Below are 25,455 nucleotides of genomic sequence, written 5' to 3'. Positions count from 1 at the left end.
TTATCGGAGCACTGCATGAACGATCAATCGCCGGCTTTGCTTCTGGTCCTCAACGCGGGGTCTTCCAGCATCAAGTTTTCGTTGTATGACGCATCCAGGCACGTGGTGGGCCTGCAATGCGTTGGCAATGGCACTTTTGAGGTGCGTGAGGACACTGAGCGCTTGATCTTCCGTCACAGCGGCCACGATGCGGAAAAACGCGAGGAGTGGCCGCGTAACGATTCTTCTCCGGACAGCGGAACGTTATTCAATCTGATGGACTGGGTCGAACGCCATATGGGCGGCGAGATTTGCGCCGCCGCCCACCGGATCGTTCACGGCGGCAACCGCCGCGAGGTGGCGATGCAGGTCACTCACTCACTCATGGATGAGATGCAGGCATTGGTACCGGTCGCTCCCTTGCATCAGCCGATGTGCCTGGCGCCCATCACCTATCTGGCGCGGGAACACCCCGACATGCCGCAGTTTGTCTGTTTCGACACTGCGTTTCATCACAGCCTCGACCCTCTGGAAACCCGATTCGGACTGCCCCTGGCGTTGACCCGACAAGGCCTTCGCCGGTATGGATTTCACGGCCTGTCGTACGAATACATTGCTGGCGTGCTTCCTGAATACGATCAACGTGCAGCGACGGGGCGCACGATCGTCGCTCATTTGGGTAACGGCGCAAGCCTTTGCGCACTGCATGATCGCGTCAGCCGCGGTACGACGATGGGCTTTAGCACGCTGGACGGGGTGCTGATGGGCACGCGTCCCGGACGTATTGACCCCGGCCTTTTGCTTTACCTGCTGCGCGAGCGCGGCATGACCACGCAGGCGTTGGAGCACATGCTGTATCACGAGTGTGGATTGCTTGGCGTATCCGGCGGGATTGCCAGTGATATGCGCGCACTGTCCGCCAGTGACGCGCCCGAGGCCAAAGACGCCATCGCGTTGTTCGTGCGCAGCGTGGTGCGAGAGATAGGAAGTCTGGCGGCTGTGCTGGGCGGCGTCGATGCACTGGTCTTCACGGGCGGCATCGGCGAACACTCGGTGGCCGTGCGCAACGCCATTCTCGACGGCTGCGCCTGGCTTGGGCTCGAACACGAACACGCTGATCTGGATAACGGAGAGGCACGCTTGTCATCACCGGGTAGCCGCGTCTCGGCGTGGGTCATTCCCACGGATGAGAACGCGGTCATCGCCCGGCATGCCTTGGGGTTACTGCACGGCAGCCCTTGAAACAACCGCTCACTGAACAGGCTCGTGCGTTGACTGATGCATGAAGCGCGCGCCTGCCTGCATTCCTGTTGCTACAGAAGGATCATTGCAATGAAAAGACTCAAAGTCGCCGCAAGCCCTGGCGCTCGAAGCAGCTTTCTGACCGACCGCGAAGTCGTGGACTTCAGCGCCACCGACCTGACTGACGTCGCCGCAGTGGTGATCACGGCTGCTGACTGGCGTGAGGGGCGGGTGGACGATATCAGCCGCTCAGGCTTCGACATTCCGGTCTTTTTTGCGGTAGAAAAACACGATGAGTTGACCCGCGAAGCGATTGCCGACATCGAAAAGGTGCTGCTGCAGATCAGCGGGGTATTTGACCTGGGCGCCGATAACGCAGAGTTTTATGGCCACAAGCTGGAGCGGGCGGCGACGTTATACGAAGAAGCCTTGTTGCCACCGTTTTTCGGCGCGCTCAAACACTATGTGGAGCGCGGCAATTCCACGTTCGCCTGCCCGGGGCATCAAGGCGGTCAGTTCTTTCGCAAGCACCCGGCGGGACGACAGTTTTTTGATTTTTTTGGCGAAACGCTGTTTCGAGCAGATCGCTGCAATGCGGACGTTGAAATGGGCGATCTGCTGATCCATGAGGGCGCGCCACTGGAAGCGCAGAAGCGTGCCGCCAAGGTCTATAACGCCGACAAGACTTACTTCGTGCTCAACGGTACGTCGACCTCTAACAAGGTAGTCACTCAAGCACTGCTCACCCCTGGAGACGTGGTTCTGTTTGATCGAAACAACCATAAATCCATCCACCAGGGCGCGCTGTTTCAGGCAGGAGCGACACCGCTTTATCTCGAGACTGCGCGTAATCCCTACGGCCTCATCGGCGGTATTGACGCGCATTGTTTCGAAGAGGCTTATCTGCGTGAGCAACTGCGCGTTGTCGCGCCTGCCAAGGCCGATGACGCGCGGCCGTTCCGGCTGGCGATCATCCAGTTGGGCACCTACGACGGTACGGTCTACAACGCTCGCCAGGTCATCGACCGCATTGGTCATTTGTGTGACTACATTTTGTTCGACTCGGCATGGCTGGGTTACGAGCAGTTCATTCCGATGATGAGAGATTGCTCGCCACTGCTGTTGGAGTTGGGCGCGGACGATCCCGGCATCTTCGTTACCCAGTCGATTCACAAACAGCAGGCCGGGTTCTCCCAGGCCTCGCAGATTCACAAGAAGGACCGCCACATCAAGGGGCAGGCCCGCTACTGCAACCATTTACGCTTGAACAACGCATTCATGGCCCAGGCGTCGACCAGCCCGTTCTATCCGTTGTTTGCCTCTCTGGATGTCAATGCCCGCATGCACAGCGGTCGTAGCGGCCAACGGTTATGGGATGAATGTGTTCGCGCCGGCATCGAGGCGCGCAAACTGATGCTGGACAACTGCACATTGGTCAAACCCTTCGTTCCGCCCACAATCGATGGCCGCTACTGGCAGGACTATCCCACCGACGAAATCGCCAAAGACCTGAGGTTTTTCCGCTACCACCCGGGCGAGCGTTGGCACGCATTCGAAGGCTATATCGAGAATCAATACTTCATCGATCCGTGCAAGTTGCTGTTCACTACGCCAGGCATTGACGCAGAGACAGGCAATTACATGGACTTCGGCATCCATGCCGGCGTGCTCGCGACATTCCTGCGTCAGTACGAAATCATCCCGGAGAAGAACGACCTCAATACCATCCTGTTTCTGCTCACGCCCGCCGAAGGCAAAGCAAAAATGGACCATCTGGTGGCGCAGATCGGACGATTCGAGCGTTTCATCAAGGATGACGCGCCCTTGGCGGACGTGCTGCCAGGCGTCTACAACGCCCATTCGACGCGCTATCGCGATTACAGCATCCGGCAACTGTGTCAGGAAATGCATTCGTTGTACGCACGTCATGACGTCAAGCAATTGCAGAAAAACATGTTCCGCAAGGCAGGTATGCCTGCAGTAGCCATGGATCCGCGGGAAGCCAGTCTGGAGTTTGTGCGGGGCAGGGTAGAGCTCATTCCCTTGGAAGACGCACGGGGACGCATGGCAGCAGAAGGGGCATTGCCTTATCCGCCAGGAGTGCTGTGTGTGGTGCCAGGCGAGATCTGGGACGGCGCGGTGCTGGATTACTTCCTCGCGCTGCAGGATGCGATAAACCGTTTCCCGGGATTCAATCCTGAGCTTCAGGGTGTGTACCTGCGCACTGAGGACGATGGCCGCATCCGAGCGTATGGCCACGTCATCAAGCCTTGAGCACTACCCGGTGACGCTGGATGCGCCGTGCATTATCAATTTCATCAAGAGCCACCAGAGATGGCAGGCTTTTGGAGCACAAGATGGCCACTGACACAAAGAAAATGAGCGTGCTGCAACTGACCGTGCTGACGGGCATCAACATGCTGGGCTCGGGCATCGTGCTCCTGCCGGCGAAACTGGCCCAGGTCGGCACCATTTCGATCGTTTCCTGGATCGTGACAGCTGTGGGTTCACTGGCGTTGGCGTACGCGTTTGCAAAGTGCGGGCGTTTCAGCCGCAAGCCTGGCGGCATGGGCGGCTACGCCGAATACGCGTTCGGCCGTTCAGGCAACTTCATGTCCAACTACACCTACGGCGTCTCTCTGCTCATTGCCAACGTCGCCATCGCCATAACGGCAGTGGGTTACGCGACGGAGCTCTTTAATAGGCCGCTGTCTCCCATGGGCGTTGCGGTGGCTACCATTGCCTTGCTCTGGTTAACGACCGTGGCCAATTTCGGCGGCCCGCGCATCACCGGGCAGATCGGCAATATCACCATTCTGGGAGTGATCGTTCCTGTTGTTGGCGTGTCATTGCTGGGTTGGTTCTGGTTCAAACCCGCTCTGTATATATCGGCATGGAACCCTCATGACATGCCGTTTTTTCAGGCCGTTGGAGCCTCCATTTCGATCACGTTGTGGGCGTTTCTGGGGCTTGAGTCGGCTTGCGCCAACACCGACGCGGTGGACAATCCCGAGCGCAACGTGCCGATCGCAGTCATGGGAGGCACCATTGGCGCCGCCGTCATCTATATCATCTCAACCAATGTGATTGCAGGGATCGTCCCGAACGCCGAACTGGCCGCCTCGACTGCGCCTTTCGGGCTGGCATTCGCCATGATGTACACACCGCTGGTGGGTAACATCATCATGGCGCTGATGATCATGGCCTGCGTCGGTTCATTGCTGGGCTGGCAGTTCACCATCGCTCAGGTGTTCAAAAGTTCTGCAGATGTCGGCTATTTCCTGAAGGTATTTGGAAAAACGACTAAGGGCGGTGTGCCGGTTTTCGGCATGCTCATCCTGGTCGCTTGCCAGACGGCCTTGACCTTGATGACCATCAGTCCAGATCTCAGCAAACAGTTCAACATGATCGTCAACCTGGCGGTGGTCACCAATCTGGTGCCTTACCTGATGTCGATGGCCGCGCTGATGACGATCCAGAAAGCAGCGGGTATCACCCCGCGAAAGGCATTGCCGACCAATGCAATTGCCTATATCGCAGCGGCCTACAGCTACTACGCGCTTTACAGCTCAGGGGCTGAAGCCATGATGCTCGGCGGTATCGTGACCATGCTGGGATGGACGTTGTACGGCACTGTCAGCAGACGGTTCATGCCTGTGACTGACAGTCCGCCGGTGGCACTCGTTGCTGCGGGTGTGACGAAGGATGCGCACCCTGAAGTGCGTCGGGCAGGATAAGCACTGATTCGAGCTGTGCTGGAGATACCAGGAGAGTCGATTGCAGGACTCGTGACACGTTGCAACGACGTGGCAGTGGTGTCAGTCAATCCAGCACGCCTTGATCAACCTGGCTTCGCGGAACACGCATGACCATTGCGAGAAGTGATGGCAAAGAGCTTTATCAAGGTGTCATAAAGTTCAATTGTTGTACAAAAATAAAAGCATGTACAACCTTTGCTAAAGTTCTTAGCATCCCCCCGCAGATTGATGACATAGAACGGTAAATCGTGGGCAATGCCCTCGATTTACCGTGTGAGCGATGCTCCCGTTGATACGACCCGGTCGCGCGTCAGTTTCGCGCAGTGCCTGCGTAAGCGCTTCGTTAAGCTGGGTAAGTTGGAACTGACCCTAAAACCTCGCCTTGGATGACAACCCTTGACTCTTCAAGGCAACCACGGTTGCCAGAACTATTTGTGCCTCGCGGATTGATCACGTGAAGGCGTTTGAGGCTTAAAAATGGCAGTGACAGTGGGATATTTAGATAATTTTAAAGTGTCCAGGAAACTGGGGATCGGCTTCGGTGTTCTTTTGCTGGCTGTGCTGGCCGTTGCTTTTGTCGGTTATAGCAGTAACAACATTCTCATTGACCGTTTGGAAACGACACGCCTGATCGGTACGCTCAATGATGCGGCTCAGGATATGCGTCTTTCGGAGAAGCAGTACGAAGCATCCGCCGACCAAGCGGCCCTTGAGGTTTACCGGACGCAACTAAGCGCCCTGCAAGGACTTATCTCCAAGGCGTTGATTTCACTTGTCCGTGCGGAGAATCAGCAAGCGCTGACGCAGTTGCAAGCCAGGACCGCGTCCTATGATCAAAAGGTCAATCGTCTCGTCGACACGGACAAGTCCACCAGTGGCGCGCTGAAACCGCTGGGCGCTTTGTCCGATAAGTTCGTCGCTACATTTTCTCAACTGCTTGAAACCACCACGGCCACTGCCTTGGAGCAACCAGGGCCTGAGCGTGTGGCTGAACTACGCACGGTGTCTGACTTGCGAAATGGAATAACCATGTTTCGTCTTGTGCTGCGTCGCTACATCGCAGTTCCTGATTCGGCCAACAAAAAGTTGCTGATGGACACAACGGACGGGTTCCTGAGCGAAATCACCAAAGCGCGTGCCAGTCTGCCCGCAGCACTGTCTTCCCAGTTGGAGGAGGCCTACGCTGGCATGCGTCAGTACCGCGATGTGCTTGTTCAGGTCTCTGCTTTGTTTGAGCAAAAACAGAGTTTGCGGCAGCAGGTGGACCAGGAAAGTGAAGTCATGGATAAAATCATGACGGGCTTGATGGACACCCAGCAAAGACTGGCACGTGCCGATCAGCACGATGCGTTTATCCAGGTGGCTATTTTGACTTTGGTCGCCTTGGTCGTGGGGCTGTTTGCCTCCGTCGTCATCTCCCGCCAGATTACCTCGCCACTCGCGCTGACCGTCGAACTGGCTCGCCGTATCGCCAAAGGCGACCTCACCGTGCAGGCCAAGTCGACTCGCCGTGATGAGCTGGGTGACCTTCAAAATGCAATGCAAGAAATGGCGCAGAATCTGAACACCTTGGTGCAAGGCATCGGCAGCGGTGTCACGCAGATATCGATGTCTGCTGAAAAGCTGTCAGCCATGAGTGAACAGACAAGCGCAGGTGTTCGTCAGCAGAAAATCGAAGTTGATCAGGTGGCCACAGCCATGCATGAGATGGCCTACACGGTTCAGGAGGTGGCGCGCAACACCACGGATGCATCGGCTGCCGCAACTTTGGCCGAAGAGCAGGCACGTCATGGTGGTGCAGTGGTCAAGCAGGCCACAATGCAAATCAGCGATCTCTCCGTGGCCATCGAAGAGCTGGGGGCCGCCATGAACGTATTGACTCAGGACAGTGAGCAGATTGGCAAAGTCATTGACGTGATCAAGGCCGTTGCCGAACAAACTAACTTGCTGGCTCTTAACGCCGCCATCGAAGCCGCACGGGCAGGTGAGCAAGGCCGTGGTTTTGCTGTGGTCGCGGACGAAGTGCGCTCACTTGCTCAACGTACGCAAGACTCCACCAAGGAAATCGAAACACTCATCCTTGCCTTGCAGGAAGGTACCCAAGCTGCCTCGACCCTGATGGTGTCAAGCCGCGAGCGTACATTGGACACCGTCGAGTTGGCGCATAAAGCCGAGCAGGCAATTACCCAAATCAACCACTCAATTGGCACGATTCAGGAAATGAGCCTGCAGATATCCGCTGCAGCGGAGCAGCAAAGTGCCGTGGCGGATGAAATCAATCGCAGCATTTTGAGTGTTCGTGACGTGGCCGATCAGTCCGCGACAGCCAGCGAGGCGAGCGCCACTGCGACGATTGAGCTGGCATCCTTGGGGCATGATTTGAAAAAAATGACATCGCACTTCAAGACATAAAATGGCGGGCTAATATAGTCGCGTTCAAACGGTTGGGTTGCGCAAGAGGGGGGGCGTGCTGGAAGCGAGCTGAGCGATCTCCGCGCGCGTGTTCAAGCGGCCACGATCACCCCTTGAGGTCAGCGATACGCTGTGCCAACCGAGCTTAGCTGTATTCCCTGACCCTTCAGCACACACCGCAAGGCGCCCAGTGAAACTGGCTCCGGCGTGGGCCCAACAGGAGTATTAGAGATGGCCATCCAGTCGCGACTCAGTCCACTGTCTGAAGAACAGATGGATGAATCACAGAGAGCGGTCCTCAGCGATATTTTAAGTGGCCCACGAGGCAACCTGGACGGCCCGTTTTTAGCGTGGATTCACAGTCCCGAGCTTGCAAACCATGCCCAAAGGCTTGGCGCATTTTGCAGATACGGTACTCGACTGGAGCTTCGGTTAACCGAACTGGCTATCCTCTTCACTGCGTCCTGGTGGCAGTCCCAGGCGGAGTGGCAAATTCACGAGCCCATTGCCCGCAGTGCCGGTGTGTCAGACAGCGTCATAGCGTCTCTCAAGCAGCAACTCTTGCCGGAGTTTCAGAGCGATGACGAACGTATTGTCTATCGTCTTGGGAAGGCACTTTACGAGCATCGTCGTGTGGATGATGCTTTGTACGCCGAAGCCATCACTATGCTTGGCGAACCCGCTGTTGTTGAGTTGATCGGTGTCTACGGGTACTACGCGTTGGTGGCAATGACGCTCAATGTTTTTTCCGTGCGGCGGGATGGAAATACGCCACTGCCATTCCCGGAGCCATAGCGGTTGCCCGGTTCGTGCACGTGATGGAGAGTATCAACTATCGTTGATAACGCCTTTTTGGAGACCAGAACGGGTATCAAGCCTTGAATTCGCTTAGCGCAGCCTTGCCAGCAATCGCTTGTCGTATCTCGCGCACGTCGCGGGCTGGCGAAACACCGAATTGCCTTACGTATTCGCGGCTGAACTGTGATGCGCTTTCATAGCCGACAGCAAATGCCACATCTGACGCGCGATGTTCGCCAGCAAGCAATAGCTGGCGGGCTTCCTGCAATCTAAGCTGCTTCTGATACTTGATTGGACTCAGGCCAGTCATCGACAGAAAGTGGCGATGCAGGCTCGCGCGGCTCATGCCACTTGCATCGCACAACGCCTCGATGCGAAGTCGAGTGTTGTAATTGTCCCTGATCCAGGCAACAGCACGACGGATACCGCCAAGTGCGCCATCGGGTTGCGCAATCTGCCGCAGCAGCCGCCCCTGAGGACCCAGCAGAAGACGATAAAGCAATTCCCGTTCAATCATCGGGCCTAGGACCGGGATATCGGCAGGCGTGTCGAGCAATGACAACAGGCGCAGCAACGTATCGCGAACCAAAGCGGTCATCGGATTAATCGTGATGCCAATTCCTGTCTGCGAACTCTCGCGAACCTGTGGCATGTTCGCTGCCAGCTCCGCCAGTATGGCGGGATCAAGCACGAGCGATACCGCGACATAGGGTTGCCCGTCTTCATCATCAAGAATCTGGCCGATCAGAGGCAGATCCAGAGCGCTGATGAGATAGTGTTCACTGTCGTAGCTCAGAAGATGTTCGTTAAGTGCGACCCGCTTCGAGCCTTGCAGGATGAAGCAGATCATCGAGCGATATAGGCACGGTGCCTTGTCTGTAGAGCCTTGTCCGATACAGATATCGACGCGCGGGATCGGTGTCGCAGTCAAGCCCGGTGGCGAATTGCGCAGAGCGATATCAAGGTGCGGAGCGAGATGTTTGTTCATAAAGTGATTATGCCGACGGCCGCTCACCACGCAAACTGATTGATACAATCAGGCAATAAATTGAGATTATTGGGCGTGGGGTGCAAACCGGTTATTGCTTATCTTGGGCAGGTCAACAGAGCGCCAAAAGGCGTGCCTGAATTAGCAGAGACAGCCCATGACCAATCAGATCGCACTCATAACCGGCGCCAGCCGTGGCCTTGGCCGCAATATGGCTCTTCACCTGGCCAAACGCGGCATATACATCATTGGTACCTATCGCAGCGGCGCAGCAGAAGCGGAATCGCTTATGCGGGAAATCGAAGCGCAAGGCGGCAAAGCCGTCATGCTTGCGCTCGACATCACCGATACCGCCAGCTACCAGGATTTTTCGAGCGCATTATCTAATGTCCTGAAGAGCGACTTCAGTCGCGAGCGCTTCGACTTCCTCGTCAACAATGCGGGTAATGGTCTGTTTTCGAACTTCATTGACGCGACCGAGGAGCAGTTTGCTTCACTGGTCGCCACGCACCTTCGCGGCCCGGTTTTCCTGACTCAGAAGCTGTTACCGCTTCTGGAGGATGGCGGTCGCATCCTGAACGTTTCCTCCGGCTTCTTGCGTTTTACGTTGCCGGGGTACAGCGTTTACGCGGCGGTAAAGGCCGCCGTTGAAGTGCTCACCCGTTACATGGCAGTAGAACTGGGTTCGCGCCAGATTCGGGTGAATGCAATCGCACCGGGTGCCATCGCAACCGACTTCGGCGGTGGCGCAGTGCGCGACAACAAGGATGTGAACGCCTACGTGGCACAGGGCATCGCACTTGGGCGTGTGGGCCTGCCAGACGATATCGGCGGTGCGGTAGCCGCCATCCTTTCCGATGACATGGCCTGGGCTAACGGGACGACTTTTGATGTTTCGGGCGGGCAACTGTTGTAGCCAAAGCCGGACTCACTCTACCCGTCGCCGCCCAACCGAGAGCCCTCCCATGCCGCACGCTCAACTGACACTCATCAGCCATCCTCTGTGCCCTTTCGTTCAACGAGCAGCTATCGTGCTCCTGGAAAAACAGCTGCCCTTTGAGAGGATCAGCGTCGACCTCTCTGCCAAGCCAGACTGGTTCCTGGCGCTGTCGCCAATGGGAAAGGAGCCTTTACTCAAGGTGGAGCTGCAAGACAGAGCAGACACGATACTGTTCGAGAGCACTGCCATTTGCGAATATCTCAACGAAACGCAGGGTGGCGTTAGCCTCTATTCCGACGACGCGCTTGTACGCGCACAACAGCGTGCCTGGGTGGAGTTCGGAGTGGCGGTGCTCGCTGATACCTGGCAATTTCTCAATGCCCAAGAGCCTGTAATGGCGGGTGTAAAAAAGGCTGCCCTTCGACATAACTTGCATCAGCTTGAGAATAAGCTAGATCAAGAGCCTTATTTTTCAGGATCAGCGTTCAGTATGGTCGATGCGGTGTTTGCACCTGCTTTTCGATACTTTGACTTGCTGAGCCCTGTCATATTCCAGCCTATCTTTGACGACTTTCCTCGCGTATCGGCGTGGCGATCGTCATTGGCTGAGAGGCCAAGTGTCATGTCTGCCGTGGGAGACGATTACGCCAATCGACTCCACCAGCATCTCGTTAATCAGCAGGCACTGCTCTCAGGGTCAATACGTAACCACCCCGTGGCGGGTTTGAATGGATAGGCTCTCTGGCCGGTTCAAGTTATGAAGTCCATGATGGTCTGGCTCCCGCTCAATTCGGGAAAAAACCTGATGCTGTGTCTGGAGTCAGTTGATCACTACAGTGCGCCAATGCTGATTTCCGGCGAGCACGAGGCTGTCCTGATCGATGGTGCTATTGCGCGCACGATGGCAAAACGCTTCCCGAAACGACAAGCTCAGTGAGAAAGCGCTGACGACGATCTATATCCGCCTGCTGCCGTCCCCCGTATACACATCTACGTGTGCCAAAAATTCAAAGCAGGTGTGATTTTCTAGCTATATCAATCAAATCTCGTCGAGCCTTAATCTTTCGCGCAGTGGCTGCGAGTACTTTCATTGTTCAGTAGCCACCTGCAAACCCGACGATATGAGTGCTCTGCAACCATCATCAGTAGGGACAATAAAAATAAAATTCAGCGGGAGATAGTCCTATGGGCCTCGCTCAAGAAAAAGCTGGTGCCGTTCCCTCGTTCGCGCGGGTTTCCAAAGGAGCTGGAGGCGCTTCGTGGGGAGCCATGGCGTTGCTATGGCTGGTCTATGCCATGGACGCGAACTCACGTCAGATGTTCTTCATGCTTTTACCCTCAATTACGAGCGAATTCAAAACCAGCGCTGAGCTGACAGGTTTGCTCGCAGCCTTCATCACCATTGCTACGTCGTTGATCGCCGTGCCTTGTATGATCTGGGCAGACAAGGGCGGTCAGGGCTGGATGAGGAAGTATCGCCACCTGCCGATCGTCATTGCCTACACGCTTTTCACCTTTTTGACGGGGTTGAATTTCCTGACCGCATCACTGGGCATGCTCGTTGCCTTACAAGTGATTTCCCACGCCTTCGGTGGCGCCGGTGAAGCTATCGAAGTCACTTCATTATCCGAGTGGTGGTCTCGCGAGCGACGCGGTTTTGCACTAGGGCTTCATCACACGGGATATCCATGGGGCACACTGATCGGTGGTCTGGCTATCAGTGCGTTACTGAATGCCTATGGGCCTGAAAACTGGCGTCTGGCGTTCCTGTGGTTCCCGGTCCCGATGATCATCATTTTCTCGATCTATTGGTTGTTCTGCACCAAAAAACGCTATCAGTCTTTCGTCGATCATGTACGTGATGCAGGCGAAACCGTGCCGGCTCTGAGTGCCGCGGAAGGAACAGTAGTCGCTCCGGAAGGTGCGTTTCGCTCCGCCATCCGCAACCCCAATATCAGCACCATCGCGTTGGTGTCGATGCTCGCCATCGTCGGCTATTTCGGGATCAGTTTCTGGTTGCCGCAATATCTGGCGTTCGTGGCCCATTACAACTTCGCAGAAGCGGCTGCGTACTCGGTGCTGTTTACCATCACTGGAGGGCTCGGTCAGATAGCTTGGGGTTGGATCTCTGATCGGCTGGGTCGCAAGTTATGCCTGATCGTCGTGTTCGCTTGGCTGGCAATCGGCATGTACCTCTTCAAATTTTCGTCTGTAAGCCTGACCTGGCTGATCTGTATCCAGCTGTTTGCCGGGTTTGCGATGAACGCGCCTTATACGCTGCTGTATGCGATTGCCTTTGATTCGGCCAAGCCCGGCACCACGGGCATCGCGGGTTCCATTGTCAACGTGGGCATTTACGCAGGCGGCTTCGGCCCCTTTGTGATTGGCATGTTCATTGGTGCCGGTGGCGGTTTCGATCAAGTGTCAGGCTACAACTACGCCCTGTATTTCATTTCCGGGCTGATGATCGTCGCAGCGTTTGTGACGGCCTTCTTCACTCGTGAAACCACGGGCTGGTTTCTTAAGCATGATAAGGCGTTGGTTTCCAAAGTGTCTTGCAACATGGCGAGCTGAGATCGTCGGTCAGGCTGAAAATGTCACACCTGCAACTTATAAAAAATTCCCTCGCGGGGATGTCTAATGTCAGGAGAATCAACATGCAACACGTCACCAATTCGCACGGTAAAAATATCCAGGTCAATGGCACGACTCTATGGGTCGAAGACACAGGTGAAGCTGACCTGCCAGTCGTTCTTTGCCTTCACTCCTGCTTTCTTGATGGGACGATGTTTGATGGTCTGGTCCAGGCCGCGGCTGGCAAGTATCGGGTAGTACGACCCGATTTTAGAGGGCAGGGCAAAAGTGCCCTACATGATGTCGACATCATCACCATGGATGAGTGTGCTGATGACATGGCGGCATTGATTGAAAAGATGGGGCTTAAGAAAATCAATGTCATGGCGCAATCCATGGGCGGCGATGTGGCATTTAGACTCATCGCCAGGCAGCAGGATTTGTTTCGCTCCCTGGTGGTCGCAGGGTCCTCAGCCTGCGGCGAACCGCCTGAGCAAGGTGCGCGTTTTGCGCAGTGGGTTGTCGATGCTGGGAAGCAGGGTTTTACGGGCGAAATTCTCGACATGACCATGGAAGTGATGTTCGGCAAGAGCACGCGCAACAACCCGGGAAAGCAGGAATTGGTGGCTTACTGGCGTGATCGCATTGAGGCGTTGCCAAAAACACTTCGCCCTGCAATGAAAGGGGTTATGCACCGCGACAGTTCAGTAGAACTGCTGTCATCGATCAGCATCCCGGTGCTGATCATCAACGGTGAAGAGGACATGCCGCGGCCTCCAGCATGGTCCGATGAGATGAAGCGAGAACTGCCGAATTCGAAACTGATTCGGCTGAGCAAGATAGGGCATAGCCCGACCCTGGAAGCGCCCGAACAGGTACTTCCTGTCATCATCGAGTTCTACGCAGATCCACGCGTATGAACGAAAAGTTCTCTTTCGTGCATAGGGCGTGAAGTCGCACGCTTTTCACGAGAACGAACAGTCTTTATCCCTCGTCTGAGGCGCCTCTGTATCGCAGGCACCTTGAGGTTTTTTCGCGCCTGTTTGCTAAGAAAAAGCTGAGGTTTTACCGGTTGTCGATCCTTATATAGGCGCTTGACAGCGTTAATAATTTTGCGATAAATATGAAGCGCTTCATAAATGAGCTTGACCAATAATAAATCTAAAATTGGAGGCTTCATTTCTACAAGCACAATGACCTACACAAAGGTTGAGGTGAAGATATGAAGCGATTCAATAGGTGTCCCAGTGCGCTGGCGCCAAACCAGGAGATAACAATGAGTACAAAAAACTGGGTTAAAACCGCCTCCGTCATGCTTTGCCTGAGCACTTCAATTGCCGCACACGCGGACATCAAGATCGGTGCGCTCTATCCCCTCAGCGGCTCTCTGGCTTTACTCGGCGATGAAAGCTATCGCGGCGTCGAAATAGCGGTTGCAGAACGTAACGCTGCCGGAGGTTTGAAAGGCGAGCAGATAAAACTACTCAAAGCCGATGCTGTTGACGCAGGGCAAGCTGTAGGTGCCGCTCGCAAACTGACGTCTGTTGAAAATGTCATCGCCGTGTTCGGCAGCTATTCCTCTGCGTTGTCGTTCGCTGCCACGCAGGTCACCGAACTGGCCGGCGTGCCTTATTTCGAGCTGGGTGCGGTCTCCGACAACATTACCGAGCGGGACATGAAATACGTCATGCGAAGCAATCCAACCGCCAGGAATTTCGCTGAAGGCACCATCTCCGCGATTACTCAAATCGTCGGGCCCTCGCTCAAGATCGACCCCAAGCAACTCAAGATTGCCATCATCCACGAGGATGCGTTGTACGGTACAACCATCGCCGGGTTCCAGAAGCAGCTGGCGCAAGAGCAAGGGTTGAATGTGGTCGAAGTGCTTCCCTATTCAGCCAAAGCTGTGGACCTCTCGTCGCTTATTCTTCGCCTGAAAGGTGCACAAGCGGACGTGGTATTGCAGACCAGTTACCAGAACGATACGACGCTGTTTTTCCGCCAAATCCGTGAAGCCGGTTACACACCTAAAGCGGTGATCGGCGCAGGTGGCGGATATTCCATGCAGGACACAGTAAAGGTTGTCGGCGTTGAAAATATGGAAGGCGTTCTGGATGTGGACTTTCCTCAATTTCAAACAAATGAAAAGGGCGCTCCAGGTATCAGTGCGTTCGCCAAAGCCTACAAAGACCGTTTCGGCAGCGAGCCGCGCTCAGGTCACAGCTTGATTAACTATGTCGGTGCGAAAGTCTTCCTCGATGCCATGGAAAAAAGCCAGTCACTGGAGGGTGATGCGATCCGCGCATCGGTGGCGAGTGTGGATATTCCTGTCGGCGCAACGGCTGCCGGCATTGGGGCAAAGTTCGGTGAGAACGGTCAAAACCAGCGAGCCAATACGGCAATCATGCAATGGCAGGATGGTGTGTTGAAAACCGTCTACCCCGAAGCCGCTGCGGTGACAAAAGCCCGCTTTTCCGACCAACCCTGAAGCCAATAGTCCAGTCGGGGCTCGATCGCTGAGTCTCGCGGATTCGTTCGCTCGCAAAGAGGGCGCAAACCTTGGAAATTTTCATCCAGCTCATTTTGAACGGCCTATTGCTCGGTGGCACGTTGGCCATTATCAGCATCGGCCTAACGCTCATTTTCGGCATCGTCAGGGTGGTCAACTTCGCCCATGGCGAGTTTTTGATGATCGGTCTGTATGCGGTGTACTTGATGAACGCTCACTTTGGGATTCATCCCTATGTGGCGATCATTCCCACAACGGTCATTTTATTTGCTGCCGGTGCCGCAATGCAGCGATTCATCATTCAGCCATTGCTTAGTGCCGAAGGGCATATCCAGATTTTTGCGACAGTGGGTGTCTCAATCGCTTTGATGAATGGCGCTCTATTGATATTCGGTGCCGACGTCATGACGGTGCAGAACGTCAATTTTGGCACCGGCACGGTAAGCCTTGGCGCCTTTCGCGCAAGCAGTGGCCAGTTGATCACTTTCGCGATGTCGCTGGTTCTGGTCGCGGGGTTGCAGTGGTTTTTGCAAAACACCTTCCTGGGCCGAGCCGTGCGGGCCACCGCGCAACATCGCAACGCGGCGCAGTTGATGGGCGTCAACGTGAAGAATATCTACATCTTCGCATTCGGTTTGGGCTGTGCCTGCCTGGGCGTTGCGTCGGGCCTGATCGCGCCTCAATACCCGGTCTTCCCTACGGTAGGCACGTTCTTTGTCCTGACCGCCTTTGTGATCGTTGTACTCGGCGGTCTTGGAAGTCTGTCGGGGGCTTTGATGGGTTCAATGCTGATCGGAATCGTGGACAGCCTTGCGGGCTACTACATCGCTCCAGACCTGAAGGAAGTCGTTTATTTTTCGATCTTCCTCGGCATTTTGGTGTTCCGTCCGACAGGTCTATTCGGTGCCGGTCGCGGGTCTGAATAAGGAGAAGGTCATGAATATTCTGCATCCGCGTGTTTATGTCAGTGTGTTGGTTCTGGCGTTGCTGTTGGTCATTCCGCTGACGGCGGGCTCTCCTTTCGTTTATCACTTGTTCATCTTGATTTGCAGTTATGCGGCGCTCGCGAGTGCGTGGAACATTGTCGGAGGTTTTGCCGGTCAGCTCTCACTGGGTCATGCGGTGTTTTATGGCGCGGGGGCTTATACAACCACGCTGCTGATCATCAACTTTGGCATCAGTCCCTGGATCGGGATGTTCGTTGGCGCGATCCTGTCGTCAATTGTGGCCGTGTTAATCAGTTGGCCTTGTTTCAGATTACGCGGACCGTTTTTTGCCTTGGCGACGATTGCGGTCCTCGAAGTTGTGCGGTTGATGGCCATCAATCAACATGACGTCACCGGCGGTGCTGCCGGTTTGGGTGTACCCCTCAAGTTGGGCGTCGAGTGGATGTTGTTTCGCCCGCGCTGGCCCTATTTGCTGATCGCCTTTGGCTTTCTGATCATTAGCCTGGCGGTGTCCTGGAAAATCAAAAATTCGCGATTGGGTTATTACCTGATTGCTGTTCGCGAACGCGAGGACGCCGCGCACGCGGTCGGCGTGAATTCGGTCAAAGTCAAACTGATTGCGGTCGTCTTATCGGCATTCCTTACCAGTCTGGTGGGCAGTTTCCATGCGATGTACCTGACCTTTATTGAGCCCGGTTCAATGTTCTCGCTGGATATGTCGATTCAGATTGCGATGTTCGCTCTGATTGGAGGACTGGGGACTGTCTCGGGGCCGTTGATTGGTACGTTATTGGTATTGCCACTGGCGGAGCTTGCGCGCGGTTGGCTGGGCGATATGGGCAGTGGTGTTCATGGTCTGGTCTACGGCATTGTGCTGGTCGTCGTGGTACTCACTATTCCGCAGGGTTTGGTGGGGCGATTTGGGGCACGTGTATTTGGCTGGATCGACTCATTACCCGGTGGACGTCGGCCCGTTACGGTTGCTACCCGGTCAATTAAATCCCAAGCGCCTGAACCGCAATCGGTAATGATCGGCGAGCCTATTCTGGTTTCTGAAAATCTCCACAAATTCTTTGGCGGACTGCATGCGACCAACGATGTGTCGCTGAGCTTGGCCGAAGGTGAAATTGTCGGTGTGATCGGTCCAAATGGCGCGGGTAAGACCACGGTATTCAATCAGCTCTCTGGTTTCCTTTTGCCCTCCAAAGGCCAGGTCAGGGTTCGCTTGCGCAATGGTGAATGGGTTACCCCGAGCAGCCCGGCCGAGTTCGCGAAAGCCGGTATCGGACGCACCTTTCAGATTGTTCAACCGTTCGCTGATCTCAGTGTCTGCGAAAATATCATGTTGGGTGCCTTCATGCATACGGCTGATGCAAAGGAGGCGAGAGCGGTCGCGGAGCAAGTGGCGGAACTGACCGAACTCTCCAGCCTGCTGGACACTCGGGCACGCAACCTAACCGTTGGCGGGATGAAGCGACTTGAAATGGCCCGTGCTCTGGCAACTCGTCCACGAATTTTGTTGCTGGATGAAGTGATGGCCGGACTCAACCCAACGGATGTGGCCAAGGCGATAGCTGTTATTCGCAGAGTCCGCGATTCAGGGGTCAGTGTTTTGATGATCGAACATCTCATGCAAGCAACGATGAGCCTGTCGGACCGGATCATCGTGATCAGCTCCGGAACCGTTCTCATGCAAGGCGCGCCGAAGGATGTCATCAGCAATCCACAGGTCATCGAAGCCTATCTCGGCAAGGAGTACAGCCATGCTTAAGCTCAACAACATCCATTGCGGCTATGGCGGTACTGAAATTCTTCGTGGGGTCTCTTTCGAGGTCAATGCCGGTGAGGTCGTCACCATCGTCGGTGCGAACGGAGCGGGTAAAACCACGACCTTGCGCAGCCTGTGCGGAATCGTTACTCCCTCCCAGGGCACTATCGAGTTCGAAGGGCAGCGCATTGACGGAAATCGCCCGGATCAAATTGTCGATGCTGGCCTGACGTTGATACCGGAAGGGCGTCAGTTGTTTCCGTTCATCAGCGTGCGCGACAACCTATTGATGGGCGCCTACAAGCGCAGCGCTCGCAAGGGTTACAAACAGCGTCTCGACGATGTTCTTGATCTCTTTCCACGGGTTCGTGAGCGCCTGGATCAGAACGCGGGAACGCTCTCGGGTGGTGAGCAACAGATGGTTGCCATTGCACGTGGCCTGATGGCCGAACCCAAGCTTTTGATGTTCGACGAACCGTCCCTGGGTTTATCACCCCTCTTGGTTTCACAGGTTTTCGAGATCATCAGCAAAATTCTAGAGTTGGGAACAACCGTGCTGATTGTCGAGCAAAACATCGTCCATACCCTGCGTATCGCGCATCGAGGCTACGTACTTGAAAACGGCGAGGTGGTGCTGAGCGGCACGGGCCAGGAGCTTCTCGATAACCCGCATGTCAAGCGCGCCTACCTCGGGCTCTGATCGAGTCGATTCTTGGCTGTGCACTTATTAAATCCGCAACAACGATGAGAACTTGCTATGACAAATTCCAGACACTCCGGGCGCGTCGTTTTGGTCACTGGCGCTGGTGGCGGCATTGGTGCTGCCATCGCTGAGTTGTATTGTCAGGAAGGCGCCGCTGTCGCCTTGATCGATTCCGATGCAGTGAAGGTGCAGCAACAGGCTGAGCTACTGCGTGAGGCCGGGTTTACCGTCGGGTGGGCAAAAGCCGATGTGGGTGATTACCAAGCCTGTGCAGAAGCCTGTGAGCGTTTGAGTCAGGAGTTGGGCCCGATCGACACCTTGATCAACAACGCCGGGATTTCGCCAAAGCACGACGGTGCTCCCGCGCCGATTTGGGAAATGACGCCTGAAGAATGGCAGCGAGTGGTCAACATCAACCTCAATGGTTCATTCAACCTTGTTCGGGTTCTGACGCCTGGCATGGTGGAGCGTGGCTTTGGCCGCATCGTCAATATGTCCTCAGTGGCAGGTAGCGCATTTTTACCGATTGTGGCTGCTCACTACAGCGCTACCAAGGCCGCCATCATTGGTTTTACCCGTCATCTGGCCGGTGAACTGGGGCCGTTCGGGATCACGGCTAATGCATTGGCACCCGGTCGGATCGAAACCCCGTTACTCAAAACTGTCTCAGCGCAAGCCAACCAGGCGGTTGTCGATGAGACGCCATTACGTCGGCTGGGAACACCGCTTGAAGTAGCCAGGGCGGCGTGTTTTCTCACGTCGAATGAAAGCGATTTCATTACAGGCCAAGTCGTTGATGTAGCGGGCGGTTGGTTGATGCGGTAACGACGGGGTCGTCAGAAAATATGCGCCTGATCAAGAACGTTTGATCACTTGGTTTCAAGCAGTAATCACTTGTTTAGAGGGCGTCGGCCATGGTCAAAACGATGGGGTTCCCAGGGCGGTACGAGCAAGGGCCTGGCGCGTTGAATCAGTTGGGCAGAGTACTGACCGACATGGGGCGGTCTCGTCCGTTGGTAGTGTGCGATGAATATGTCGCCAGGCATTTGTGGCCTGATGTTGGCGATGCCTTAAAGACGCATGGCTTCGAGCCTTTGCATATTGAGTTCCCAGGTGAGTGCACTCACGCCGCCATTGCACGGTTATCTGGACAAGCATTGACCCACTCGCCTGACACAATTATTGCGCTGGGTGGAGGAAAGACGATTGATACAGCCAAGGGGCTGGCGGTGAATCTAAACGTTCCCATCATCGTGTGCCCGACCATTGCGTCGAGTGACGCGCCGACCAGTCGGCTGATCGTGCTCTACAATGAGCATCACAAAGTGGTGGGGGTGGAGTATCTGAAGATGAACCCTTCAGCGGTCATCGTTGACACCCATGTCATCGCTCAGGCTCCGGCTCGGTTCTTTGCTGCGGGCATTGGCGATGCTATCAGTAAAAAATTCGAAGCCCACCAATGCCATTCCGCAGGCGGCAATAATTCCTTTGGAACACCGGCGTTGCATACCGCGTTAATGCTGACCGATATGGTTTTTGACACGCTGATGCAATACGGCGTGTCGGCATACCAGGCGGTTTGTCGTAACGAGGTGACTGACGACGTCGAGCGGGTAATAGAGGGCACCGTCTTGATCAGTGGTGTGGGTTTTGAAAGTGGCGGCCTGTCTCTGTCCCATGCGCTGGTACGTGGATTGACGGCCATTCCAGCCATGGCCTCAATGCTTCACGGTGAGTTGGTTGCCTTCGGCACGCTGGTGCAGATGGCGGTAGAGGGGCGTCCTGTTGAGGAGATCAATAAGGTTGCCCGTCTGTTGCATGACGTAAAGCTGCCCGTGACGTTCGCTGAGCTTGGCCAGATCGTACCGTTTACCACGGCGCAAATCAGCACCGTGGTTGACGCCACCTTGTCAGCTGCCTACGCCAAAAATATGAATCCACCGTTGGACTACGAACGCCTGGTTAATGGTTTGGCAACGGCTGACAACATCGGCTCACGCTTGACTAGCGTGAGGTCCTACGCCTTGTGATTCGGCTTTAATCGACGGCCGCCGGGCTGTTTTACAAATACAAAAAAAGTGAGATCGAAAAAATGAACGAAAAAACCGTGCCTCATGTTCACGAACTGCTTAAAGACTCTCCTAAAAACTGGGGCAAGTGGGGCCCGGATGACGAGGTAGGCGCTCTTAACTATTTGACTGGCGTTGAAGTGCTCAAGGGTATTGCCGAGGTCAAGCAAGGCAAGACCTTCACTTTGCAGGTCCGAATGGCCGATCCAAAAGGCGATCCGATCTGGCCTGGGCGTTCGCAGCCCAAACGCATGAATATTATGGACAGAGGTCATTACAACTGCGGCAAAGGCCCACACTTTCCTGGCTCTTATGAGTTTGCTGATGACGTGATGTTTTTCCATCTCCAAGGATCGACTCAATACGATGCCCTGGGTCACGTTTGGTATGACGATCAAATCTGGAACGGCTATGACGCCGATACCACGATCGGTTCATTGGCCAAGGCCAGCGTTGCACCGATCGGAGAACGAGGTGTTGTCGGGCGAGGCATTCTGATCGACATGGCGCGTTATCGTGGCAAAGACGTCCTTGACCCTGGCGAGACGTTTAATCATGTGGACTTGATGAAGGCCGCTGAAGCTCAAGGCGTGACGATTCAGAAGCGCGACATCCTGATCATCAGAACCGGCTGGATCGGGTCCTTTTACTACCGGGATCCAGAAGAGTTTTATAAGGATTTCATCGAGCCGGGTCTTACCTACAGCCCTGAGTTGGTCAGCTGGTTCCACGAGATGGAAACTCCTAACCTGGTCACCGACACCATCGCCAACGAAGTGACAGTCGATCCCGTCTCGGGTGTGGCACTGCCTCTGCACAATGCCCTGATGCGTAACCTGGGCATCACGCTGACCGAGATCGCGCAGCTGGATCCTCTTGCAGCGGATTGCGCCGCCGACAATCAGTGGACGTTCCTCTATACCGCAGCGCCTTTGAAAGTGGTTGGCGGTACTGGGGCGCCCGTCAACCCGATCGTTATCAAATAGTAACGACGCTTTAGGGGATCTTCGGATCCCCTCTTTTTAGTGCGCTCGGATCATCCCCTCCAATTTAAAAAATTGTTAGCATGGCGATCGGTCCTACCTCGACAAACCGAGGCCTGGACGCCGATTGGCGGCGATCGTCAATCACCGTGCCGATCCAGGAATGCTGACCCTCTGATGAAAAACAATGAAAAGCCCAAACTTAAAGACGTTGCCGAATTGGCGGGTGTATCCATTGGCAGTGCATCCCGAGCGCTCTCAACTCCTCATTTAGTAAAAACCGCGACGCTCGAAAAAGTTGTCGCGGCGGTCCGCAAGCTTGGTTATGTCCGAGATGGCGCAGCAAGGGCACTCGCGTCGCGTAGAACCTACAGCATTGGGGCGATCTTCCCCACGTTCAACAACCCGGTCTTCGCCGAAGCGGTTCAGGCCCTTCAGCAACGCCTCAATGCGTTGGGTTATCACCTGATCATTTCGGCCCATGAATATGATCAGGAGCGGGAGCTGGTCAATGTGCGCAACATGATTGAGCGCGGTATTGAGGGATTGCTGCTAGTAGGTACGGAGCATAGCCCCGCGGTGTATGACACGCTTGATGCCTCGCAGTGCCCCTTCATTCTGATGTGGTCACTGGACGGCGCTCATACTCATCATTGCGTTGGTTTTAGCAATGAAGAGGGGGGGCGTATGGTGGCTAAGCATCTTTTGGATCTGGGCCACAAGGACATTGCAATGATCAGCGGGGTTGTTGCCTATAACGAGCGGGCTCAATACCGACTCAAGGGGGTTACAGAGGCGTTGAGGGAGGCGGGGATCGAGCTTGCAGCCCACCAGATCATTCAACAACCGTTTACGCTAGAAGGCGGCCGGGCAGGACTCAGGATGGCGATGGAGCTGACACCACAGCCGACCGCTGTTGTCTGTAGTACAGACGTAACCTGCATAGGTGCTATTGCGGAGGCGCGATTATTAGGTCTCCGTGTGCCCACAGAGTTGTCTATTACCGGTTTCGATGACATCGATTTCGCGGCGGTCTCGGTGCCCGCTCTCACGACTGTATCTGTGCCCTCAACTGACATTGGCATCAGTAGCGCTAATAATATTGTTGCCATGATTGAAGGTCGCCCGATTGCCAAGCGTGAGCGAGTTCAAATCGACCTTATAGTAAGGCAGAGTACCGCCCCCGTTAAGACCTGATATCGACGGCTGGCTGCCTAGCGGAAAAATTTCTATCCCTGTGACTGTGCGTCACAGGTGGTGTGAATGCGTAGCTATTTTCATCGAGGGGGCACTGCCATAATCTTTCAGTGAGCCGAAATCAGAGCGCAATCATCGTGCTGTGAGTTCGTGAATAAAAACTGAGAGGCCTAAGAATGAATACGCCTGTAAAGCCTGATGAGCTAGCAATTCCTTACCAGTTGCCCCAAGTTCCTTACATGACGCCAGACATGGTCCACCCTGGTGTAATGACCCAGTGGTTAGAAGATGATGAGTTGTGGGTTCCAGTAACCCAATCCGTTTCGTTCAAGCCGCTTCTGCTCAATACCAGTGGCGGTTACTACATTAACCTGCTGCGTGTGCGTCAATCTGGAGTGCTTTCTCGTCACCGCCACACCGGCGGAGTACATGCGATCGTACTCAAAGGTCGTTGGTACTACCTGGAGCACGATTGGGTCGCTGAAGAAGGCTCTTTCGCCTATGAGCCTCCAGGTGAAACCCACACGCTTTTTGTACCTGAAGACGTTGAAGAAATGATCACGTGGTTCCACGTCCAAGGTGGCTACACCTACGTCGATCCTCAAGGGGTCGCAGTAGGTTATGAGGACGTTTTCACCAAGCTTGAAGCCGCGCGTGCTCATTACAAAAAACTGGGCTTGCCAGACGACTATATTGAGCAGTTCATCCGGTAATTCCGGTCGTATGAAAAAGCGCGCTTCGGCGCGTTTTTTTATAGCCGTTCGGTGGGGGCGTAAGCCCCAACAATTTACGCTAGGATAGGCAATGGATAATTACTCACAGCTACTTGCGTTTATCTGGTCTACCGAGTGCGGAAGCTTCTCTGCGGCCGCTCGGGTCCATAAAATCACCCCCTCGGCGGTGAGCAAGTTGATCACTCGTCTGGAAAACAGGCTGCAGGTTCGGCTTTTTCAAAGGGGCTCACGCGTTCTCACGCTGACCGAAGAGGGCGCCGCTTACCTACTTAGCGCCAAAGCAGTCGTTGAGGCCATGAACGAAGCTGACTCTCTGGCAGAAGCCTTGCCCTCCAGGGTCAGTGGAACGCTTCGAATTCATACGATGACTTCTTTTGCCAAGCATCAAATTGTGCCTTGGCTGCATGAGTTTCTGGACTTGTATCCTTCCCTGGACGTTGAAATCCAGTTGGGCGCGCAATTTGTCGACCATTTTGAGCAGGGGCTCGATATTGCTATCCACAGTGGGGTACTGCCCAGTTCTTCGCGTATTGCCAAGCGAATTGGGGAGTGTGAATGGCTGATTTGTGCCTCTCCTGACTACCTCGCTGAGCATGGTGTACCTGCTGTTCCAGCAGACCTTTTGCACCACCGATGCTTTAACTTCAGCTTTGTAAGCCCGTGGAACAAGTGGTCGTTTGTTCAGGAGGGGGAGGGGGTGTCTGTGCCCGTCACGCCCAGTGCGTCGTTCACTCAAGGTGATCTACTACGAGACATGGCATTGTCGGGCGCAGGGGTCGTCAAACTGGCGGACTTCCACATTGGGCTGGACGTGAAAGCAGGAACGTTGGTCCCACTGCTAGAAGAGTTCAAGTCAGGGATTATTGAGCCGGTTTATTTGTTGTACTCAGACAGAAAACACCTCAGCCCACGCATTCGTGTGTTTATCGAGTTCTTTCAGAACAAGTGGCGTCTGAACCCTTGGAAGGTGACTTAAAAATTGTACTAGCGGTCGAATGCCGATATCGATAAATGCTGATGCTCAGCAGAACAGCGCTTTATTTATCGTTACCCTGCTGTGATTGTTCTTTACTGTCCAGAAGCTCGACAAAGGCGCATACCGTGTACGAGTTTTGACCTGACAGTCATGTTAATTAATATATTCTCTAGCATGACGCCCTCTTAAGATATCGTTGCTCAATAGAGTAGGGCGTTAGTCATGCCGGTCCTACATGCTTCATGTGCCGGCAGGGCCACAATAAATGTTAAGAAGAAAGGTTCTTTGCCTTCGTTTCTTAACCATCCCTTCACAGGCTCCAATTCAAATAGCCAACAAACGAAAAGTTCCATTTGATTTTTGTTTTTTCACGGCCGGCCCTATTAGCCGCGGTAGTGGGGGTAAGAGACCATTATCTGGGCGGTTGCGTTACAGAATCAAGGGATGCTGGCGAAACTGATCTCTCAAGGGCCAACGACCTTGGGACAGGTACACTCGGAATCCGCAAAAAATCCTCAAATCAACCCACTGAACAATAGCCGAGCCATAAACATGCGAAATAAACATTCTGTGCCTTGTTGTGATACTGAAATCACGCACGCTTAGGAATATAGCGGGCTGCTGTCCCCGTATTTCGATGTCAACCTGGTTCGAAAGCAGACTCATGATTATCGTGATTCCGAACTGCCAGCATTGCCTGTTTGGAGCATTTGTGTTGCGCAGAGGTAAAGAGCTTTAGGGGCGTTGGTATATTGCATACCTGCTTTTTTGGTGCACCAGCTCGAAGGTCATTGGTCACCTGCACTCATCAACGCTTATTCGGAAAAAGTATTATACTCGCCCAGACGCAACACAAGCCGTTGCCATCCAGCCTGAAC

The 25,455-nt window shown here is 54.6% G+C and carries 21 protein-coding genes and 1 pseudogene; 21 read left to right on the top strand and 1 reads right to left on the bottom strand.

Annotation, left to right across the window (positions count from 1 at the left end):
* Positions 1 to 15 precede the first annotated feature (15 nt).
* The 6 genes and pseudogenes from H8S56_RS01645 (at position 16) to H8S56_RS01625 (ending at position 8,186) form a co-directional block, all read left to right on the top strand.
* Positions 16 to 1,221 (top strand): acetate/propionate family kinase, encoded by a 1,206-nt coding sequence (locus H8S56_RS01645; protein ID WP_187517672.1) that lies wholly within the window; start codon positions 16 to 18, stop codon positions 1,219 to 1,221.
* Between the two features lie 90 nt (positions 1,222 to 1,311).
* A complete protein-coding gene (locus H8S56_RS01640) occupies positions 1,312 to 3,495 on the top strand; it encodes an ornithine decarboxylase (protein ID WP_187517671.1) in 2,184 nt (727 codons plus the stop codon).
* An 83-nt stretch (positions 3,496 to 3,578) separates the two neighbouring features.
* Positions 3,579 to 4,958 carry a putrescine-ornithine antiporter gene (potE, locus tag H8S56_RS01635; RefSeq protein WP_024686979.1) on the top strand — a complete coding sequence of 460 codons (1,380 nt, stop codon included), beginning with the start codon at positions 3,579 to 3,581 and terminating at the stop codon, positions 4,956 to 4,958.
* 498 nt (positions 4,959 to 5,456) lie between these two features.
* Positions 5,457 to 6,533: pseudogene (locus H8S56_RS24760) on the top strand (methyl-accepting chemotaxis protein); the annotation flags it as partial.
* On the top strand, positions 6,519 to 7,391 hold the full coding sequence (locus H8S56_RS24755; RefSeq protein WP_408003767.1) for a methyl-accepting chemotaxis protein: 873 nt from the start codon (positions 6,519 to 6,521) through the stop codon (positions 7,389 to 7,391). The pseudogene H8S56_RS24760 and the gene H8S56_RS24755, both read left to right, overlap by 15 nt.
* A gap of 231 nt (positions 7,392 to 7,622) precedes the next feature.
* Positions 7,623 to 8,186, top strand: coding sequence for a carboxymuconolactone decarboxylase family protein (locus H8S56_RS01625; protein WP_187517669.1), 564 nt, complete (start codon positions 7,623 to 7,625; stop codon positions 8,184 to 8,186).
* A gap of 76 nt (positions 8,187 to 8,262) precedes the next feature.
* Here the strand turns inward: H8S56_RS01625 and H8S56_RS01620 are convergent, their stop codons facing one another.
* On the bottom strand, positions 8,263 to 9,177 hold the full coding sequence (locus H8S56_RS01620; RefSeq protein WP_187517668.1) for an AraC family transcriptional regulator: 915 nt from the start codon (positions 9,175 to 9,177) through the stop codon (positions 8,263 to 8,265).
* A 157-nt stretch (positions 9,178 to 9,334) separates the two neighbouring features.
* Between H8S56_RS01620 and H8S56_RS01615 the strand changes: the two genes are divergently transcribed.
* The 15 genes from H8S56_RS01615 to H8S56_RS01545 all read left to right on the top strand — a co-directional run bounded on the left by H8S56_RS01615 (position 9,335) and on the right by H8S56_RS01545 (position 24,577).
* Positions 9,335 to 10,093, top strand: a complete 759-nt coding sequence (locus H8S56_RS01615) for an SDR family NAD(P)-dependent oxidoreductase (RefSeq protein WP_187517667.1) — start codon at positions 9,335 to 9,337, stop codon at positions 10,091 to 10,093.
* Between the two features lie 49 nt (positions 10,094 to 10,142).
* Positions 10,143 to 10,853 carry a glutathione S-transferase family protein gene (locus H8S56_RS01610; RefSeq protein ID WP_187517666.1) on the top strand — a complete coding sequence of 237 codons (711 nt, stop codon included), beginning with the start codon at positions 10,143 to 10,145 and terminating at the stop codon, positions 10,851 to 10,853.
* A 21-nt stretch (positions 10,854 to 10,874) separates the two neighbouring features.
* The gene (locus H8S56_RS01605) at positions 10,875 to 11,054 is read left to right on the top strand and encodes a hypothetical protein (RefSeq protein WP_024696263.1); all 180 of its coding nucleotides are present in this window, start codon (positions 10,875 to 10,877) and stop codon (positions 11,052 to 11,054) included.
* Positions 11,055 to 11,302: 248 nt separating this feature from the next.
* The gene (locus H8S56_RS01600) at positions 11,303 to 12,691 is read left to right on the top strand and encodes an MFS transporter (protein ID WP_187517665.1); all 1,389 of its coding nucleotides are present in this window, start codon (positions 11,303 to 11,305) and stop codon (positions 12,689 to 12,691) included.
* Positions 12,692 to 12,774: 83 nt separating this feature from the next.
* The gene (locus H8S56_RS01595; protein WP_187517664.1) at positions 12,775 to 13,611 is read left to right on the top strand and encodes an alpha/beta fold hydrolase; all 837 of its coding nucleotides are present in this window, start codon (positions 12,775 to 12,777) and stop codon (positions 13,609 to 13,611) included.
* Between the two features lie 356 nt (positions 13,612 to 13,967).
* Entirely contained in the window at positions 13,968 to 15,179 is a 1,212-nt protein-coding gene (locus tag H8S56_RS01590; protein WP_187517663.1) for an ABC transporter substrate-binding protein, read from the top strand.
* Between the two features lie 71 nt (positions 15,180 to 15,250).
* Complete coding sequence (locus tag H8S56_RS01585) at positions 15,251 to 16,126, top strand: branched-chain amino acid ABC transporter permease (protein ID WP_187517662.1); 876 nt, start codon at positions 15,251 to 15,253, stop codon at positions 16,124 to 16,126.
* 10 nt (positions 16,127 to 16,136) lie between these two features.
* Entirely contained in the window at positions 16,137 to 17,918 is a 1,782-nt protein-coding gene (locus tag H8S56_RS01580) for a branched-chain amino acid ABC transporter ATP-binding protein/permease (protein ID WP_187517661.1), read from the top strand.
* The gene (locus tag H8S56_RS01575; RefSeq protein ID WP_187517660.1) at positions 17,911 to 18,615 is read left to right on the top strand and encodes an ABC transporter ATP-binding protein; all 705 of its coding nucleotides are present in this window, start codon (positions 17,911 to 17,913) and stop codon (positions 18,613 to 18,615) included. The genes H8S56_RS01580 and H8S56_RS01575 overlap by 8 nt, the downstream gene beginning before the upstream one ends.
* A gap of 57 nt (positions 18,616 to 18,672) precedes the next feature.
* Positions 18,673 to 19,443 (top strand): SDR family oxidoreductase, encoded by a 771-nt coding sequence (locus H8S56_RS01570; RefSeq protein WP_187517659.1) that lies wholly within the window; start codon positions 18,673 to 18,675, stop codon positions 19,441 to 19,443.
* An 89-nt stretch (positions 19,444 to 19,532) separates the two neighbouring features.
* Positions 19,533 to 20,648, top strand: coding sequence for a glycerol dehydrogenase (locus tag H8S56_RS01565; protein WP_187517658.1), 1,116 nt, complete (start codon positions 19,533 to 19,535; stop codon positions 20,646 to 20,648).
* Positions 20,649 to 20,710: 62 nt separating this feature from the next.
* Positions 20,711 to 21,673: a cyclase family protein gene (locus H8S56_RS01560; protein ID WP_187517657.1), complete on the top strand. Its 963-nt coding sequence runs from the start codon at positions 20,711 to 20,713 to the stop codon at positions 21,671 to 21,673.
* A 174-nt stretch (positions 21,674 to 21,847) separates the two neighbouring features.
* Complete coding sequence (locus tag H8S56_RS01555; RefSeq protein ID WP_024696253.1) at positions 21,848 to 22,867, top strand: LacI family DNA-binding transcriptional regulator; 1,020 nt, start codon at positions 21,848 to 21,850, stop codon at positions 22,865 to 22,867.
* Between the two features lie 176 nt (positions 22,868 to 23,043).
* Positions 23,044 to 23,580 carry a 2,4'-dihydroxyacetophenone dioxygenase family protein gene (locus tag H8S56_RS01550; protein WP_024696252.1) on the top strand — a complete coding sequence of 179 codons (537 nt, stop codon included), beginning with the start codon at positions 23,044 to 23,046 and terminating at the stop codon, positions 23,578 to 23,580.
* 91 nt (positions 23,581 to 23,671) lie between these two features.
* On the top strand, positions 23,672 to 24,577 hold the full coding sequence (locus H8S56_RS01545; RefSeq protein WP_024696251.1) for a LysR family transcriptional regulator: 906 nt from the start codon (positions 23,672 to 23,674) through the stop codon (positions 24,575 to 24,577).
* Positions 24,578 to 25,455: the final 878 nt, after the last annotated feature.

This window comes from Pseudomonas triticifolii, assembly GCF_014358015.1.
In the GTDB taxonomy this organism is placed as follows: Bacteria; Pseudomonadota; Gammaproteobacteria; order Pseudomonadales; family Pseudomonadaceae; genus Aquipseudomonas; species Aquipseudomonas triticifolii.
Note: the sequence above shows the minus strand (reverse complement) of the source record. Positions and strands in the feature narration are given on the sequence as shown.